General features: G+C 33.6%; 18 protein-coding genes. 12 read left to right on the top strand and 6 right to left on the bottom strand.

The features are described from left to right. On the bottom strand, positions 1–685 hold a 685-nt coding region (locus WBQ70_RS06525), incomplete at its 3' end, for a glutamyl-tRNA reductase (protein WP_423911960.1). Between the two features lie 230 nt (positions 686–915). On the opposite strand from WBQ70_RS06525, the gene WBQ70_RS06520 reads away from it, so the two are divergent. The 7 genes from WBQ70_RS06520 (at position 916) to WBQ70_RS06490 (ending at position 7,494) form a co-directional block, all read left to right on the top strand. Next, positions 916–1,788 (top strand): helix-turn-helix domain-containing protein, encoded by an 873-nt coding sequence (locus WBQ70_RS06520; protein ID WP_423911958.1) that lies wholly within the window; start codon positions 916–918, stop codon positions 1,786–1,788. A 112-nt stretch (positions 1,789–1,900) separates the two neighbouring features. Beyond that, positions 1,901–2,914 carry a ferrochelatase gene (gene hemH, locus WBQ70_RS06515; RefSeq protein WP_423911955.1) on the top strand — a complete coding sequence of 338 codons (1,014 nt, stop codon included), beginning with the start codon at positions 1,901–1,903 and terminating at the stop codon, positions 2,912–2,914. A 76-nt stretch (positions 2,915–2,990) separates the two neighbouring features. After that, positions 2,991–4,013 (top strand): PDDEXK nuclease domain-containing protein, encoded by a 1,023-nt coding sequence (locus WBQ70_RS06510; RefSeq protein WP_423911953.1) that lies wholly within the window; start codon positions 2,991–2,993, stop codon positions 4,011–4,013. Then, on the top strand, positions 4,013–4,567 hold the full coding sequence (locus WBQ70_RS06505; protein ID WP_423911951.1) for a CopD family protein: 555 nt from the start codon (positions 4,013–4,015) through the stop codon (positions 4,565–4,567). The genes WBQ70_RS06510 and WBQ70_RS06505 overlap by 1 nt, the downstream gene beginning before the upstream one ends. 191 nt (positions 4,568–4,758) lie before the next feature. Beyond that, complete coding sequence (locus WBQ70_RS06500; protein ID WP_423911963.1) at positions 4,759–6,174, top strand: sensor histidine kinase; 1,416 nt, start codon at positions 4,759–4,761, stop codon at positions 6,172–6,174. A 10-nt stretch (positions 6,175–6,184) separates the two neighbouring features. Next, positions 6,185–6,967 carry an enoyl-CoA hydratase/isomerase family protein gene (locus tag WBQ70_RS06495; RefSeq protein WP_423911949.1) on the top strand — a complete coding sequence of 261 codons (783 nt, stop codon included), beginning with the start codon at positions 6,185–6,187 and terminating at the stop codon, positions 6,965–6,967. Between the two features lie 125 nt (positions 6,968–7,092). Then, positions 7,093–7,494, top strand: a complete 402-nt coding sequence (locus WBQ70_RS06490; RefSeq protein WP_423911947.1) for a hypothetical protein — start codon at positions 7,093–7,095, stop codon at positions 7,492–7,494. A gap of 75 nt (positions 7,495–7,569) precedes the next feature. On the opposite strand, the gene WBQ70_RS06485 is transcribed toward WBQ70_RS06490, so the two are convergent. The 3 genes from WBQ70_RS06485 to WBQ70_RS06475 form a co-directional block, all read right to left on the bottom strand. Beyond that, on the bottom strand, positions 7,570–8,220 hold the full coding sequence (locus WBQ70_RS06485) for an HD domain-containing protein (RefSeq protein ID WP_423911945.1): 651 nt from the start codon (positions 8,218–8,220) through the stop codon (positions 7,570–7,572). Between the two features lie 254 nt (positions 8,221–8,474). Beyond that, on the bottom strand, positions 8,475–9,461 hold the full coding sequence (locus WBQ70_RS06480) for an acyl-ACP desaturase (RefSeq protein ID WP_423911942.1): 987 nt from the start codon (positions 9,459–9,461) through the stop codon (positions 8,475–8,477). A 10-nt stretch (positions 9,462–9,471) separates the two neighbouring features. Then, positions 9,472–10,206: a lysophospholipid acyltransferase family protein gene (locus WBQ70_RS06475; RefSeq protein WP_423911939.1), complete on the bottom strand. Its 735-nt coding sequence runs from the start codon at positions 10,204–10,206 to the stop codon at positions 9,472–9,474. Positions 10,207–10,333: 127 nt separating this feature from the next. On the opposite strand from WBQ70_RS06475, the gene WBQ70_RS06470 reads away from it, so the two are divergent. The 5 genes from WBQ70_RS06470 (at position 10,334) to WBQ70_RS06450 (ending at position 15,192) form a co-directional block, all read left to right on the top strand. Then, positions 10,334–10,714 carry a ribonuclease P protein component gene (locus tag WBQ70_RS06470; protein ID WP_423911936.1) on the top strand — a complete coding sequence of 127 codons (381 nt, stop codon included), beginning with the start codon at positions 10,334–10,336 and terminating at the stop codon, positions 10,712–10,714. Between the two features lie 41 nt (positions 10,715–10,755). After that, the gene (locus WBQ70_RS06465; protein ID WP_423911934.1) at positions 10,756–11,598 is read left to right on the top strand and encodes a DUF4349 domain-containing protein; all 843 of its coding nucleotides are present in this window, start codon (positions 10,756–10,758) and stop codon (positions 11,596–11,598) included. Between the two features lie 4 nt (positions 11,599–11,602). Further along, complete coding sequence (locus WBQ70_RS06460) at positions 11,603–13,240, top strand: S41 family peptidase (RefSeq protein WP_423911932.1); 1,638 nt, start codon at positions 11,603–11,605, stop codon at positions 13,238–13,240. Positions 13,241–13,487: 247 nt separating this feature from the next. After that, positions 13,488–13,976, top strand: coding sequence for a hypothetical protein (locus WBQ70_RS06455; RefSeq protein ID WP_423911929.1), 489 nt, complete (start codon positions 13,488–13,490; stop codon positions 13,974–13,976). 226 nt (positions 13,977–14,202) lie between these two features. After that, entirely contained in the window at positions 14,203–15,192 is a 990-nt protein-coding gene (locus WBQ70_RS06450) for an aspartate-semialdehyde dehydrogenase (protein ID WP_423911928.1), read from the top strand. 451 nt (positions 15,193–15,643) lie between these two features. On the opposite strand, the gene WBQ70_RS06445 is transcribed toward WBQ70_RS06450, so the two are convergent. Then, complete coding sequence (locus tag WBQ70_RS06445; protein WP_423911926.1) at positions 15,644–16,087, bottom strand: nucleoside deaminase; 444 nt, start codon at positions 16,085–16,087, stop codon at positions 15,644–15,646. 60 nt (positions 16,088–16,147) lie between these two features. Next, entirely contained in the window at positions 16,148–17,254 is a 1,107-nt protein-coding gene (locus tag WBQ70_RS06440; RefSeq protein ID WP_423911924.1) for a Fic family protein, read from the bottom strand. Between the last annotated feature and the right edge of the window lie 387 nt (positions 17,255–17,641).

The following is a 17,641-nucleotide window of genomic DNA, read 5'->3' as shown; positions in this document are numbered from 1 at the left end:
CTGCTAGTTTTTCAGCTTTGTCTTTAGTTCTATTAATCAGTGTGATATGCTCGTTTTTGGTATGTTTGACCAAATTTTCACAGGTATTTCTACCGATTTTCCCTGTTCCGAAAAGCAGAATATTTTTGTTACCAATGTCCTCAACATTTTTGATAATGTATTGCACAGAGGCAAAGGAAACAGAAGTTGCCCCTGAACTGATTTCGGTATTTGTTTTGATTTTTTTACTGGCTTGAATAACAGCATTGACTAATCTTTCCATGAAATTATTAACCAGTCCTAATGCTTTTGCATGAATAAAACTGGTTTTTATTTGGGATATAATTTCAAAATCACCCAGAATTTGGCTATCTAAACCTGTACCCACTCTGAAAATATGATTGATGGCTTCTTGGCTTTTATAAACAAAACCCACCCTTTGAAATTCCTCAACGCTTCCTTGACTGTTTTCACAAATCAATTTGATTAACTGAAAAGGGTGTTCAGCAAAACCATATATTTCGGTACGATTACAAGTAGAAGTTACTACTAAGCTTTCTATGCCTTCGGCTTTAGCTTGCTCTAGTAATTGTGTTTTGGCAACAGCATCTAAACTAAATCTACCTCTAGTTTCAGCATCCGCTTTTTTATAGCTTAGTCCTACTGCGTAAAAATAATGATGCTTTGATGTTATGTTTTTTTCCATAAATTGCCTTTTCAAAAGAAAGTGCAACAAAATTATTACTATAGTATCGATAAAAGTAACGCTAGAAGTTCTTTTTGTGTCGCTGTATGTTTTTTTAACACCAAACCCTATATTTTGTTTAAATTATTCTATTTTTGTACTGAAATCAGCCAATAACAACAAATCTGTTTAGAGTCATTCTAAATAATAAAAGCTGATTTTTATCATCCTTTTAATAAAAAAATGTCGCTATGGGTTCGCAAGAAATTATAAAAATTGAAGATGATTTTATATTAATTCGCTTTCAAAATGATGGTTCTGAACCATTTTTTGCACAACGAGAAGTTAGTAGTGGACTAATTCAATTTCACTTTGGCCTCAAAGGAAATGCTAAATTCATCTTCAATCAAGGGAATTACACCTTAGAATTAAAAGAAGAGAAATCCTTGTTATTATACAACCCCCAGAAAGAATTGCCTCTTAATTTAGAATTGGCACCTAATTCATGGGTAATTTCATTGATTGTTTCTATCAAGAAATTTCATGCTTTATTTTCTGCCGAAGCAGATTACATCACTTTTCTGAGTGGCGATAACAAAGACAAAAAATATTATAACGAAGGAAAGATAAGCCCTTCAATGGCAATTGTATTGAGTCAGTTGTTTCACTACAACCTTCATCCTTCGATAAAAAATTTATATTATAAAGGGAAAGGATACGAATTATTGAGTTTGTATTTTAACCGAACTGAAGATCCTAATGCGGAGCAATGTCCCTTCCTAACCGATGAAGACAATGTTCTTAAAATACGAAAAGCCAAAGAAATCATCCTCGCCAATATGGCTGAACCACCAGGTTTACAAGAATTAGCAGATCAAGTAGGATTGAATTTAAAAAAACTTAAAATGGGTTTTAAGCAAATTTATGGCGATACCGTTTATGGTTTTCTATTTGATTACAAAATGGATTCGGCTCGAAAATTACTCGATAGCGGTTCTTATAATGTAAACGAAGTGGGATTGAAAATAGGCTACAGCACCGGAAGTCATTTTATAGCCGCATTCAAAAAGAAATTTGGCACAACGCCAAAAAAATATTTGATGTCTATTAACACAACCATGTAACCTATCATTAGTTTTACATATAAAAGTATCAGTAAAAAATAACAATTATCATATTTCTAAAAAGTTGCTTTTTATACTTTTGACGAAAATTAAAAAACAAAAATACTTGCAAATGAAAGGCGTATTACTAGTAAATCTAGGCTCCCCCGAAAGCCCAACACCAAAGGATGTAAAACCCTATTTAGACGAATTTTTAATGGATAAATTCGTCATTGACGTTCCGTTTTTGTTACGTGCCTTCTTAGTTCGCGGTCTCATTTTGAGAAAAAGACCAGAAGAATCGGCACATGCTTACGCAAAAATTTGGTGGGATGAAGGCTCACCATTGGTAGTTCTTTCTGAAAGAATGCAAAAAAAAGTACAACCCTTAGTTACTGTTCCTGTTGCTTTATCCATGCGCTATGGCACGATGACCATCGAAAAAGGTTTACAAGAACTACACGATAAAGGAGTTACCGAAGTATTGCTTTTTCCTTTGTATCCGCAGTATGCCATGGCATCAACCTTAACGATTTTAGTAAAAGCGGAAGAAATTCGCAAAAAGAAATTTCCTCAAATGACCTTTACGGATGTTCCTGCATTTTACAACAAACCTGATTATATTCAAAACCTAGCTGATTCGATGAAAAAGCATTTAGAAGGTTTTGATTACGACCATTTAGTGTTTTCGTATCATGGAATCCCAGAACGCCACATTCGTAAAACGGACATTACCAAATCACATTGTAAAATTGACGGTTCCTGTTGTAACACACCTTCGCCAGCACACGATTTTTGTTACCGTCATCAATGTTATGAAACTACAAGATTAGTAATAGAAAAATTAGGAATTCCAAAAGATAAATACAGTTTGACTTTTCAATCTCGATTAGCTGGAGACAAATGGTTAGAACCATATACTGATATTGAAATCAACAAAATGCCCGCAAAAGGCATCAAAAAACTAGCAGTAGTCACACCTGCTTTTGTTTCGGATTGCCTAGAAACACTAGAAGAAATTGCGATGCGTGCCAAAGAAGAATTTGAAGAAAATGGAGGCGAGGATTTCATGGCAATTCCTTGCTTGAATGATGGGGACGATTGGTGTCAAACCGTTAGTAATTGGATTAATGATTGGGCGAAGTAAAAAATTTGTTTCAAGTTTAAGGTCAGGTTCGTCATGCAACTTGAAACCTGAAACTTGAAACTTTTAAACAACAACAATGGAACAGTTACCCTCAAACTATCATCAAACGTTACTAGAGTTAAAAGAACGAATTAAACTCGCTCACTATAAAAGCTTATCACTTGTAAATACTGAGATGATTTTAATGTATCTCGACTTTGGCAAAGTAATATCTGAAAAATTAGAATTAGGTTGGGGAGAAGGTATTGTTGACCATATATCACGAGATTTGCGAGCTGAATATACTGGGGTAAAAGGTTTTTCTCCACGGAATTTAAGACGAATGAAACTTATTTTTGAAGAGGTAAAAAATAATTCAATTTGGACACAAGCTGTGTCCAAAATTCCTTGGGGTCATAGCAATGTGATTTTTTCAAAGGTAAAAGATTCTGAAAAGAGGACTTTTTATCTTCTGAAATGTCAGGAAAGAGGATGGAGTAGAGCTGTATTAGAAGAAGAAATAAAATTTGATAGTTTTACTAAAATTAATGATTTTCAAAATAATTTCCCAAAGACAATAGAAGAAAAAAAGTTAATTGATTATCGTTTAGAATTTAAAGATGAATACAATTTGTCTTTTTTAAATTTAGAAGATATTCATTCCGAAAGAGAATTAGAAAATGCAATTGTAAATAATATAACAAAAACACTGGGTCAATTTGGGAATGATTTTGCCTTTATGGGAAGACAATTTCGATTAGAATTAGACGAAAAAGAATATTTTATTGATATACTCTTTTATCATCGAAAATTAAAATCGATGATTGCAATTGAACTTAAAACGACCGAATTCAAACCTGAACACAGCCAACAACTGAATTGGTATTTACAGCTATTAGACAAAACAATTAAATATCCCGAAGACAATCAAAGTATAGGTATTTTACTTTGTAAAACTAAAAGCAAACTAACCGTCGAATACGCTTTAGAAATGGCAAATAAACCCATTGGAGTTGCTACTTATAACTACCATCAATTACCCAAAGGTATTGCGAAATACCTCCCAACAGAACAAGAATTCGAAAAAATATTGCAAAATCCAAATACAGAAACGAATTAATGGAATACTACAACTACCTTAAATCCCTACACCTCATCTTTGTCATCACTTGGTTTGCTGGACTTTTTTATATAGTCCGCTTGTTTGTGTACCAAATTGAAGCCAATGACAAACCATCACCAGAAAAAGAAATTTTGCAAAAGCAATACAAAATCATGACCTATCGATTGTGGTATATTATCACTTGGCCATCGGCAATATTAGCCAGTTTTTTTGCTTTTTGGATGTTGTTATTTACTCCATTAGGGAATTCTTGGTTGCAAATGCCTTGGATGCACGTGAAACTTGGCTTTGTTTTTGTGCTGTACTTGTACCACGGAAAATGCCACCAAATATTCAAGCAATTACAAAAGGATGATGTCAAATACACCACTAATTTTATGCGTTTGTGGAATGAAGGAGCCACCATCATACTTTTTGCAGTCGTATTTTTGGTGGTATTAAAAAATGCCGTAAATTGGATTTATGGTGTAATCGGGATCATGTTGTTTTCCGTATTGATTATGCTGGGATTCAAATTTTATAAAAGAATAAGGGAAAAGGGAAAGTTATGAGTTATTAGGTTAGGAGTTACACGTTTGTTTTGCTTAAAAGTTAGCAAACCAATCAATTATTAAAACTCTTTTTTTTTCACAATGAGCTATACGCATAGACTCATAACCCCCCTAACACACAACTTAAAAAAAACATGCTGAAAAACTTCAAAATAACCATGCTATCGCTACGCATTCGGATTTTTCTTTCGATGATTGTGGTTATTATTGTCGCTTCTGTTTTATTAGCATCTATCTCTATTATTCAGTTTAAAAACGAAGCCAAAGAATACCATCAAGAACGTTTAGAACGCAAAGAAAATGCGGTAAGAGAACACATTAATTATGTGCTTTCTACGACTACATATCCGCTTACAACTGAGAATCTCGATTTGATATTCAAGGACAAAATACATGAATTAGCGCATATCCATAATATTGAAATTAATATCTATAGTCTGGATGGGATTTTATTAAAGTCCTCCAAAGAATCTTTTTCTGTTGATAAATCGGCGTTGCCTATTCCTAAATACATTTTAAAATTAGTGCGTTCCTCTATTGAAAAACGATATGTAGATATAAAAACCATTAATGGTACTAAAAACCGCTCTTCTTTCACACAGATAAAAGATGACAAATTCAAGCCTTTAGGAATACTAAACCTTCCCTACTTAGAGGATGATGGTTACTATGACAAAGAATTAAATAGCTTTTTAATTCGGCTAGGACAAGTATATTCTTTTATGTTGCTTGTTGCTTTTGCATTAGCTTATTTCCTATCTTCTTATATCACCAAATCTCTTAAAACGATTTCTGACAAATTATATGAAACCAGTTTGAACCAAAAGAATAAAAAAATTGTTTTAGAAGCCAGTAGTAAAGAGATTAATGCATTAATCGCGGGGTATAACCGAATGGTGGATGAACTCGAAATTAGTGCTGTCAAATTAGCACAAAGCGAAAGAGAAGAAGCTTGGCGTGAAATGGCCAAACAAGTCGCTCACGAAATTAAAAATCCATTAACTCCTATGCGATTGACCGTACAGAGTTTTCAACGGCGGTTTGATCAAAATGATCCTGAAATCCAACAAAAGATGAAGGACTACTCCGATACTTTAATTCAACAAATCGATACGATGAGCGCAGTGGCATCCGCCTTTTCAAATTTTGCTTCGATGCCAGCACAACAAAATGAGACACTGAATGTGGTTGAAGTGGTTGAGTTGACGTTGGATATTTTCAATGAAAACCAAATTATTTTTAACGCAGAATCTCCAGAGGTTATTTCGAAAATTGATCGTACACAATTAATTCGGATTGTGACTAATTTAGTAAAAAATGCCATTCAGTCTATTTCTGAAGAACAAGAGAACAAAACGGTTTTTGTAACTGTAAAAAAAGAAAATGACCATGTTTTGATCATAGTAAAAGATAACGGAAAAGGAATCAAACCTGAAGACTTCCCCAGGATTTTCGAACCTAAATTTACGACTAAGAGCAGCGGAATGGGATTAGGTCTAGGTATTATCAAAAACATCATTGAAAATTACAAAGGAACGATTACCTTTGAGTCAACCTATGGTCAAGGAACACAATTTACGGTCTCGCTTCCTATTATTCATTCTTAAAATAATTATTATGAGCTACGAAAACATTCTAGTTACTTTTGATAAAAGCATAGCGTCGCTAACTATAAATCGTCCTTCAAAATTAAATGCTTTAAACAAAGAAACCATTCAAGAACTGCATCTTGCCTTTTTAGCATTAGAAAACAATCCTGAAATCAGGGTTATTTTGTTGACAGGAAGTGGCGAAAAAGCCTTTGTAGCAGGTGCTGACATTTCAGAATTTGCCGATTTTTCAGTTGAAGAAGGTGCGAAACTAGCTGCTCAAGGACAAGATTCCCTTTTTAATTTTGTTGAAAATCTAAGAACCCCAGTTATTGCAGCGATTAACGGTTTTGCGTTAGGTGGCGGACTAGAATTAGCTATGGCATGCCATTTCAGAATTGCTTCTGATAATGCTAAAATGGGTTTACCCGAAGTTACTCTAGGTTTAATTCCTGGTTATGGAGGCACTCAACGTCTGCCACAATTAGTTGGGAAAGGTCGTGCTATGGAAATGATTTTGACCGCAGGAATGATTCCCGCAGATGAAGCTCATAGAATTGGACTTGTAAACCATATTGTTCCACAAAACGAATTGATTCCTTTTTGCGAAAGCATCGCTCAAAAAATCATCCAAAATGCCCCTCTTGCCATCAGCAAAGCAATTAATGCCATTAATGCTAACTTCAAAGAAGGCGTAAATGGTTTTGATACCGAAATAAAATCCTTTGGGAAATGTTTTGGAACGAACGATTTCAAAGAAGGAACAACTGCCTTTTTAGAAAAAAGAAAAGCAGTATTTACTGGTGAATAATTAGATTATAGGTACTAAGAAGCTAAGACTCTTAGATACGAAGGTTTTTGCAAACAGAAACTTTTTAATCTTAGAAACTTAGTACCTTAGCGCCTTAATAGGTTACTTAAATTATAATAGAAATTATGTCCTTCCAACCCTTATTTGTAGAATTTTGGCAAAAAGTAACTGAAAGCATCCAAAATGGAACTTATGCTAAACTAACTCTAGCCAAAACCATCGGCGATACTGAATTAAAAAACATTTACGTAAGACCCGTTCTAACGGAAGATGATACTTTTCAAATGTCATGCATAGCACGTTACAAAACCGAAGAAATTGAAAGTTTTCATTCCCTAGAAGAAACCTTCACTTTTCTGTCGCCCTATTTAAACAATCCGTTTTTGACAGCCTTATTATTCACGACCGAAAATGATATTACTTTTAAACTCAATAAAAAAAGAGTCGCAAGTATTATTGAGCAAGCACCTACTTTCAAAAGTGCGTCGGATGTGATTATTGAGATGAAGGAAAAAGGATTAATTTAAGATTGTAGATTTTTGATTAACGATTTTTTGATTTCAATCAGCAATCAAAAATCGTTAATCTTCATTCATAAATCATTATTTCTCCCCTTCCCATTCCGCATAAAATTGTGATAGAAAACCTTCCATATAACGGTGTCTTTCTTCAGCAATTTTTTTTCCAGAAACGGTATTCATTTTATCTTTGAGCAATAATAATTTTTCATAAAAATGATTAATTGTTGGTGCCTGACTGTTTTTGTATTCTTCTTTTGTCATATTCAAATTAGGCGCAATTTGAGGGTCATACATGCCTCTGTTTTTAAATCCGCCATAATTGAATGCTCTAGCGATCCCAATGGCTCCTATTGCGTCTAAACGGTCGGCATCTTGTACTATGTCCAATTCTTTCGAACTAAAATTTGGATCGACCTTTCCTCCTTTGAACGAAATATTTTCGATGATGTTCACTACATGAATAATGGTTTCTTCGTCCACATTTTCTTTTTCCAAAAAAAGCCTCGCTGTTTTAGGACCAATCGTTTCGTCACCATCATGAAATTTACTATCGGCTATATCGTGAAGCAATGCTCCTAATTTGACTACTGTTAAATCGCACTCTTCCTCTTTAGCAATCAACAGCGTATTTTTATACACTCTTTCTATATGAAACCAGTCGTGACCCCCTTCGGCATTTGCAAGTTTCTCTTTTACGAAAGTGATGGTTTTACTAATTAAATCTTGACTCATTATTATTCTTTTTTAATATAAAAATGCTGATTTCAAAGTTCTACAACTTCAAAATCAGCATTATGTTTTTGTTTAATTTCAAATTAAAACTTTTGACTTAAAAACAACCTCAGATTCGCAAATTTACTTTTTAGATAAATATTTTCTAATTATTATGAATAAAATTTGCGCTAATTCCGCTTCAAGTGGTTTAAATTACATTAGCTAATCTGCGGTTATTAAAAGTTTTGAATGGGTAAATCGGTAATCAAAAATTACAATCTTGCTGGTTCTACCCATTTAAAGATATGAGATTCAGCTGGAATAACGATTCTTTCTGAAACCCTAGCCATTCTCGCTGGCAATTTCATCAAGTAATCACGAGCTTTTTCAGCTTCATCAGTCAAGCCAACAATTTTATCAATTTCCCATTTCTCCACTAATTTTTGTAGAATATCTACATAATCATTGGCAGTATAAACACCTATACGTTGTGCAGAATCAGAAAACTGCTCGAAAGCTGTTCCAATTTTTTGACCAGACTCTCTCAAGAAATGAGCTGGCATCACAATTTTTTGTTTCATCATGTATTGAAAAGCTAACATCATTTCGCTAGGATCTACTTTGAAAATTTCGCTAACAAAATGACTGTATGCATGATGGTGACGCATTTCATCACCAGCGATCATCTTACACATTTTAGCGAGTTTTTTATCCCCATAACTTTTTGCTAATTGTGACACTCTATTATGCGAAACGTAAGTTGCTAATTCTTGAAAACTCGTGTAAACAAAGTTTTTATATGGATCACGACCAGTACCAATATCAAAACCATCGTTGATTAAGTGCTGTGTGGTCATTTCGACTTCACGCATATTCACACGACCGGAAAGATAAATGTATTTGTTCAACAAATCCCCGTGACGGTTTTCTTCACCAGTCCATTCGCGAACCCATTTAGCCCAACCGTTTCTTTCTAGGTTATCGACACCTTCTACTTCCATCAACCAGTTTTCATACGTTGGTAAAGCTTCTTCGGTAATCATATCTCCTACTAGTGATACCCAAAAATCATATGGTAAATCTTTTGATATTTCACGCAATTCTTTTACCTCTTCCAGAAAGTTGTCACTTTCAGAATTAGGTAAAAAATCAGAGGGTTGCCAGATTTGTTCTACCGGTATTAGATACTGATCAACAAAGCTGTCTACTTTTTGCTCTAAGAACTGCATTACTTCTAATCTGATATTTTTTATTGACATTTTATTTATTTTAAAATTGTATTCCTTTTACTATTGCTTGTTCTGTTTTCTTAATTAAATCCACAAAACTATAATCACTCACTTTTATTGGTGTATGCATTTCAAAACTTAGATGATTTCCTAAACCAACAGGAAAAAAACCAAATCGAACCATTTTCCAAGAATTATTAATACTTATTGGAACGACATAGGCTGAGGGTGCATATTTACACAATATCTTCAAACCGCTTTGTGCAAACTCTTTGGGTTTCCCCGTTTTGCTTCTTGTTCCTTCAGGAAAAATAACCGCTGAACGATTATTCTTTTCAATATATTCAGATAAACCTTTGATTACGGGAACGGCTTGTTTTGGGTCTTTTCTATCAATTAGAACCGAACCGCCATGACGTAAATTGAAAGAAACACTTGGAATTCCTTTCCCTAACTCTATCTTACTTACAAATTTACAATGAAATCGCCTCAAAAACCAAATCATTGCGATAATATCGTACATACTTTGATGATTTGCAACAAAAATCAAAGGAACTCCTTGCGGAATTAGGTCTCTATTTTTAATAGTATATGTTGTTCCTACTAAGTTAGTACATTTTAATAACAAAAAATTCAAATAATCTACACTTTTTTTATGCGCTTGATACCCAAAAAATCGTAGACAAATCCATTGTATCGGATGAAATACAACCAATAAAAGTCCGAAAAATAAATAATAAATTACGGATATAGGATAGGATATTATTTTTTGCATGCTAAAAAAATTAGTTTGCAAAAGTAACAAATAAATTTTTAGTGCTAATTAATTCGGAAACAATAATAAATATACCCTTTAATTGTACCTTTGTGAGCTAAAAACCACTGCTTTTTTCAATAAAAAAATGAACTTTACATATCCCAAAGAAGAAAAACTTAAGAGTAAAATCAAAATTGGCTTACTTTTCTCCGAAGGCAAATCGGTTTCAAAGTATCCGCTAAGATTGGTTTATTTTGCTGGTGTTGTGGGCGAAGATACGAAAACTCAAATTGGTGTATCCGTTTCAAAAAAACATTTTAAAAAAGCAGTCGATAGAAATTATTTCAAAAGAATCCTTCGAGAAACATATCGTCTCAACAAACACTTACTATTAGATAACTTAAACGAACCGCATTCGTTTATGCTGTTTTACCAGTCCAAAGACCGTCTGCGTTTTGAAGAAATCAATACCAAAACCATTCAGTTGTTTGAAAAATTCTTTCAGCAAACAAAAAAACAAGAATAAGCATCCTTTTTTGTATTTTTAGCAATAAAAACATTTTACTTATGAAGCCAATCTTGATGTGTTTTGTATTGTTGTTTTCTCTTTTTGGCTGTAAAAATGCTGAAGATGAAGGAGAAACTAGTAATTTCTCAGAGATGAAATTAGAATCTCCACCACCTCCCGAACCACAAGCTGATGCAATAGCATTAGTGCAACCCAAACAAGCAAAATCCGAAGAAGCTACAATCGAAATCCAACATAAAATCGTCAAAACTGGCAATCTTCGTTTTGAAACTAAAGACATAGAGAGCACCTACAATCAAGTTGTAAAAAACGCTAAAGAACTTGGAGGCTCCATACAAAATGACAATAGTGGTAAGGATAATGAAACTGTTTATAGGAATCTAGTTGTTAGAATTCCGAGTCAAAACTTTGACCTTTTTATCCAAAACATTTCAAAGGGAGTTTCTTATTTTGATACTAAACAAATTTCGGCAGAAGATGTTACAGCACAATATATAGACATTGACACCCGCTTAAACGCAAAGAAAGCACTCGAAAACAGATATCTTGACCTTTTAAAAAAAGCCAATAAGGTGTCAGAAATACTAGAAATCGAAGCGCAACTTTCTGCCATTCGTGAAGAAATCGAGGCAAAACAAGGACAACTCAATTACTTAAAAAAACAAATTTCGTTAAGCACCATTACAATAGAATTTTATAAACCTATAGCACAAGAAAGTGGTGCAACCGAATCCTATGGAACTAAAATCTGGAACGCAATAAAATCTGGCTTCAATAGCTTTTCAGGATTTTTTATAGCCCTAATTTCAATCTGGCCGTTTCTAATTCTATTTGGGTTCCTAAGTTATTTTTTTTACAACCGATTTCTAAAAAACAAATAATATAATGCAAAAATATTTTAAAAAGAAAATCTTAATTCCTACTATTGCTTCCGCCTTTTTATTTGTAGGGGTAAGCTTTCAAGACAATTTTTTTGAAGTTGCAAAACAAATTGAAATTTTTACCACGCTATTTAAAGAATTAAACACCAATTATGTTGACGAAACAAATCCTGGAGATTTGATGGACAAAGCGATCAAAGCAATGTTAGCTAGTTTAGATCCTTATACCGTTTATTTTAACGAACAGGATGTCATGAAATTCAAAATCAACAATACGGGTGAGTACACTGGAATAGGTGCGATGATTACCCGTAAAGAAGGCAAAATAATTATTAAAGAAGTCTACAAAAACTTTCCTGCTGACAAAGCTGGTATTAAAGCTGGTGATGAAATTATTCAAATTGGCGACGTACTATTGTCAGATTTCAAAGAAGATGCTTCACAACTCTTTAAAGGTGCCAAAAACACCCAAATTGATGTTCAATTGATCCGCCAAGGAAAAAAGAGCACCGCTAAAATCGTTTTGGATGAAGTCGAAATCAAGTCGGTTCCATTTTATGGAAAGATAGATGACAAAACGGGGTATATTGTTTTGGCTCATTTTAACAAAAAAGCCTCTAACGAAACCAAAGACGCTTTACTGGAATTAAAAAAACAAGGAGCTGAAAGAATTGTACTCGATTTGAGAGGAAACCCCGGAGGACTTTTGAATGAAGCAGTAACTATTTGCAATTTATTTGTGCCAAAAAACGAAGTGATTGTAACCACTAAATCCAAGATAGAGAAATACAACAACACGTACAAAACCGCTTTTGAACCTGTGGACACTGAAATACCACTGGTTATTATTGTGAATAGTAAAAGTGCTTCGGCATCAGAAATTGTTTCGGGGGCTTTGCAAGATCTAGACCGTGCCGTTGTTGTGGGGAGTCGAAGCTTCGGAAAAGGTTTAGTGCAAAAACCCGTTGATTTAACGTATAGCACCCAACTAAAAGTGACCATTTCTCGCTATTACACTCCTTCTGGTCGCTGTATTCAAGCATTGGATTATGCACACAAAGACAAAAATGGTATCGCCGTTCGAACAGAAGAAAAAAATTATACTGCTTTTAAAACCCGAAAAGGGAGAACGGTTTACGATGGTGGTGGTATTTTACCAGATGTTGAAATTGAAGAAACCAAGTCCAGCTCTATTGCGGATGCATTACTAAAAAATGATGTTATTTTTAATTATGCAACGGTTTATTATTATAAAAATCCAAATCAAAACAATCAAACTCCTAATTTTTCTGACGCCAATTACCAAGATTTTAAAAATTATATAAAAACTCAAAACATTGCTTTTAACACTGAAACAGAAATAGCACTCAAAAACACTTTGGCTATAGCCAAAAAAGAAAAAATAGATACCGCTATTATAAACGAGTACCAACAACTACTTGCTTCCCTTCAAAAAAGCGAAGAACAGCAATTAGACCAAAATAAACTTGAAATTAAGAACCTTCTTTTAGATGAAATTATCAAACGATACCAATATCAAGAAGGGTTGTACCAATATTATTTAAAAAACAGCTTAGAGGTAAAGAAATCAGTTAGTATCTTAAACAATCCTATTGAATACAAAAAAATATTAAAAATGTGACCTGTTTGGGATAATCGCTTATTATTTTCGTTAGTTCTCTTTTGTCACACTTATCCTCTCTAAGTGATTTCATGTGAATGGTTCTGGACAAGCTCAGACTAACAGTTAGGTTACAATTTGTTTGGCCCTAATAAATCCTCTTTTTTTATTAATTTAAATAATTCTACCCAACAAATTTAAAATAGCTTTATTGGTTTCGGTTTAAATTAGTTGTAAGTTTAAGTCATTAAATTTAAAAAATGATATAATGAAAAAAATGATTTTAAGTATGGCTTCTATAGCATTAATTTTTGTTGCTTCTTGTAAAAAAGATTCATCTGAAAATGCTGAAACTGAACAAATCAGTACTGTAGATGAAACGATGGATAATGATGAAACGGCACTTGAAATGGCATACAATGATGCTGTTATAAAACTAGAAGAAGCTAAAAAAAGTGGTGATGCTGTAGCGCAAGCCGCCGCTCAAGAAGTGCTAGATAAAGCAAAATCAAGTTGGGAAATGGCAAAAGAAAAAGCCTCCCAATTTTCTGTACATGTGAAAGAAGACGCTACTACTGCTACAGATAAAATCGATGCCGCTGCAGATAAAGCAAAAGCTGAAATTAAAGAAACTGCTACTGAAGCAAAAGAATCTATTAACAAAACGAAAGAAGATGCTGCTAATAATGCTGCAAAAGCGAAAGAAGATGTAAGACAAGGGTATAATAATACTCTTGATAAAATGAAAGCTAAATAATCGAACGATTTTTTTAAATATTTTAAACCCTTGCAAGAATGTAAGGGTTTCTTATTTTGGGTCATTTCACTTCAAAAAAATACCATATTTTTTTCAATACCATCTCGAAAATAATTGAAATGTTATATTTCAAACATTTTGTTATTTTTTGTTAACATCCTTGTTATAAACTCAATATTACTTACTTTTGCAATTCACATTTAGACAACAGTAATAAAAATATACGATGAGAATAGCAGTAGTAGGTGCTACCGGTATGGTAGGTGAGATTATGTTAAAAGTTTTAGCGGAAAGAAATTTTCCAGTAACCGAATTAATTCCAGTAGCTTCTGAGAAATCAGTTGGAAAAGAAATCGAATTCAAAGGAACAAAATACAAAGTAGTAGGATTACAAACTGCAGTAGATATGAAGGCTGATATTGCTTTGTTTTCTGCTGGTGGTGAAACTTCTTTGGTTTGGGCACCTAAATTTGCTGAAGCAGGAACTACTGTAATCGACAACTCTTCAGCTTGGAGAATGGATTCTACTAAAAAATTAGTAGTACCTGAAATCAATGCATCTGAATTAACAAAAGAAGACAAAATAATTGCTAATCCGAACTGCTCAACTATCCAAATGGTTTTGGCTTTGGCTCCATTACACAAAAAATATAACATCAAACGTTTGATTATTTCTACTTACCAATCTATTACTGGAACGGGAGTAAAAGCAGTACAACAATTTGAAAACGAAGTAGCAGGTGTTAAGGGCGACATGGTTTATAAATACGAAATCAACCGCAACTGTATTCCTCAATGTGATAGTTTTGAAGACAACGGATACACTAAAGAAGAAATGAAATTGGTTAACGAAACCAAAAAAATATTAAGTGATAATAACATCCGTGTAACGGCTACTGCAGTACGTGTACCAGTTGTAGGGGGACACAGTGAAGCAATCAATGTGGAGTTTACTAATGATTTTGACGTAAACGAAGTTCGTACTATTTTAAGTCAAACAGACGGGGTAGTAGTTCAAGATAACTTAGATACTTTCACTTACCCAATGCCAAAATATGCTGAAGGTAAAAACGAAGTTTTCGTAGGTCGTATTCGTCGTGACGAAAGCCAAGAAAATACGTTGAATATGTGGGTTGTTGCTGATAACTTAAGAAAAGGAGCTGCTACAAACACCATTCAAATTGCTGAATATTTGATTAAAGCTAAATTAGTATAAGCGTTGCGCATAAATATTTTAAACATATAAGCTTTAAAAAATAAATATTTGAACCATTAAGGGATTAAGAAAAGTTAAGTGTAGGGCTTAATAAAACTTAATTTGTTAATGGTTTTTTGGTTTTTCTTATTTATTCTTTATTTTTTGGAACCAAACAAAAATCTACTTTGTAGAAATTCTATTTTTTTCTCCTCACTAATCTTTTTTTCGCAGGCGAAGGCTTCTTGGATTCAAATGAATTTTTGGATGTACAATAATTAATGTACGTGATACCCTGAGACAAAAGTAAGATTGTTTAACTCCAAATTATCGTGGTATTGCTACCACAGAATTTTTAAATTATTGGCCACAACAGCGTATAAACTGGTTTTAGCATATGAAATTTTTTTTTGTACTTGTTTACAAAAATACAACTATTTACAAGTATGTCTGATTTGTATGCGAGTAAAACCTACTTCCTGCGTGCTGCAAAAAAACGTTTCATTAAGTCAGCAGCTTCATCTGCAAGAACGCCACGCACTACTGTTGTTTTAGGATGCAATTGTCCGCCCATTTTTTCAAAACCGCGATGCGTGTCACTAGCGCCAAAAACAATTTTAGAAACTTGACTCCAGTACAAAGCACCAGCGCACATTTGACAAGGTTCTAAAGTCACATAAAGTATGCAGTCTTTAAGGTATTTACCGCCTAAGAAGTTTGCTGCTGCAGTGATGGCTTGCATTTCGGCATGAGCGGTAACATCGTTGAGTAATTCGGTTAGATTGTGGGAGCGGGCTATAATTCGGTCGTTGATAACCACAAGCGCACCTACTGGGATTTCGCCTTTTTCAAAAGCCATTTCGGCTTCGTTTAAGGCTTTTTTCATGAAATATTCGTCGGTGAATGGGTTTATCATAATGCAAAAGTAGCATTTTAGAGCATTCTAATTTGTTCCAATAAAATCTTTCTTTAATTATTAGGCTAACAAGTTTAAATCATATCTTCTATTTCGACCTTCTCCTCTGGGTATGAAAATGTTTTTTTCGGTTAAATCTTGTAAATCTCTTGTAGCAGTTGCTCTAGAGGTTTTTGTTATTGACAAGTATTTCATAACTGTCATACCGCCTTCAAAACCAGTATGTCCACTTTCAAACATTGTCAAAACGGCCTTTATTTGTCTTTCATTCATTTGTCTTTTAAATTGGTCTATAAATTTAGTTTTGCTTAAAGTGAAGAGTACGATTTGCTTAGCATTTTTTTGACTTTCCAAAATCAATTTAGAAAAATAAATAATCCAATCTGTAATTTCGAGCGATCGCTGAGCTTGCTTTAACGAATCGTAATATTGTTTTTTATTTTTTTCAATTGTACTTGAAAGACTCATTAAAACAGGTCGATTCAGTGATTCTGAAAGGCATTTTTCGGCTATAGCCCTACCAATTCTTCCGTTGCCATCTTCAAATGGATGGATGCTCTCAAAATACAAATGCGAAATCGAAGTTTTAATTAATGCATTTTTAACATTTTCTGGATTTAATTCAAATTTATTATACCATTTTATAAAATTAGATATTTCAAAAGGCACGTTATCAGAGGGAAGGGCTTCAAAATGAATTTTTTCTTTACCAAAAGTACCTGATACAATTTGCATCGCTTCAGTCCCCATTCGGTATTCTCCAGCAGAAATATATTTGGAATATTCCATAAGAATTCCATGCCATTGCTTGATAGCTTTTTCTGTAAGTTTTTCTGTAAATGAGTTTCGTACAGTCACCATCAACTTACCAATACCTTGTGCTTCTTTATTCCTAATTTTAAGAAAATGGTCATTATGTCCCAAATTCTTTTTTATAGAAGACATCACATCTTGTCTACTGAAAAATTCTCCCTCTATTTCTGAAGTCTTAATAGCTTCTGATATCATAAATTGCAAGATGGTTTCCTTTCGGGTTTCATTTGATAATGAGTCTACAAGACCTTTAAGTTCGCCTGTTTCTAAAGCAAAATTCACAACAATTGAATCTATTGCAGTTTCATCGAATGTGAAGTTTGCCCAATCGGGCAGTTGCCAGTTGTATTTCATTTGAGTTGAATAAAACAATTAATCACCTCAAATATAGTCATTTTTTGAGGTGATTAGGGTATTTAATCACCTCATTCTGTAAAATTCTGCTCTCGGATGAATCTTTTTGTATTATTCCTTGATTTAGCAATCTTATGCAGGTATAGTAAGAAAAAAACTTTGCATAAAAATCTGATTAGTAAATAAATACTAACCAGACTTTTAAAATTAATGTAGAAAAAAGCTATTTCTGCTCCACATTGACTAACCACACGAAAGGATTCCTGCGGTAGCGGGGGTTGCAATTTAATACCCGATCGCGCACATTTGTTTTTCGTAACCACTAAAGTTAGCGCAGGTATTCACCTGTGCCCACAAAGAGTGGCAAAACACAAGTAATATTTCAAA

Source organism: Flavobacterium sp. (assembly GCF_049590715.1).
Classification (GTDB): domain Bacteria; phylum Bacteroidota; class Bacteroidia; order Flavobacteriales; family Flavobacteriaceae; genus Flavobacterium.
This window is presented reverse-complemented; position numbering and strand designations above follow the sequence as displayed.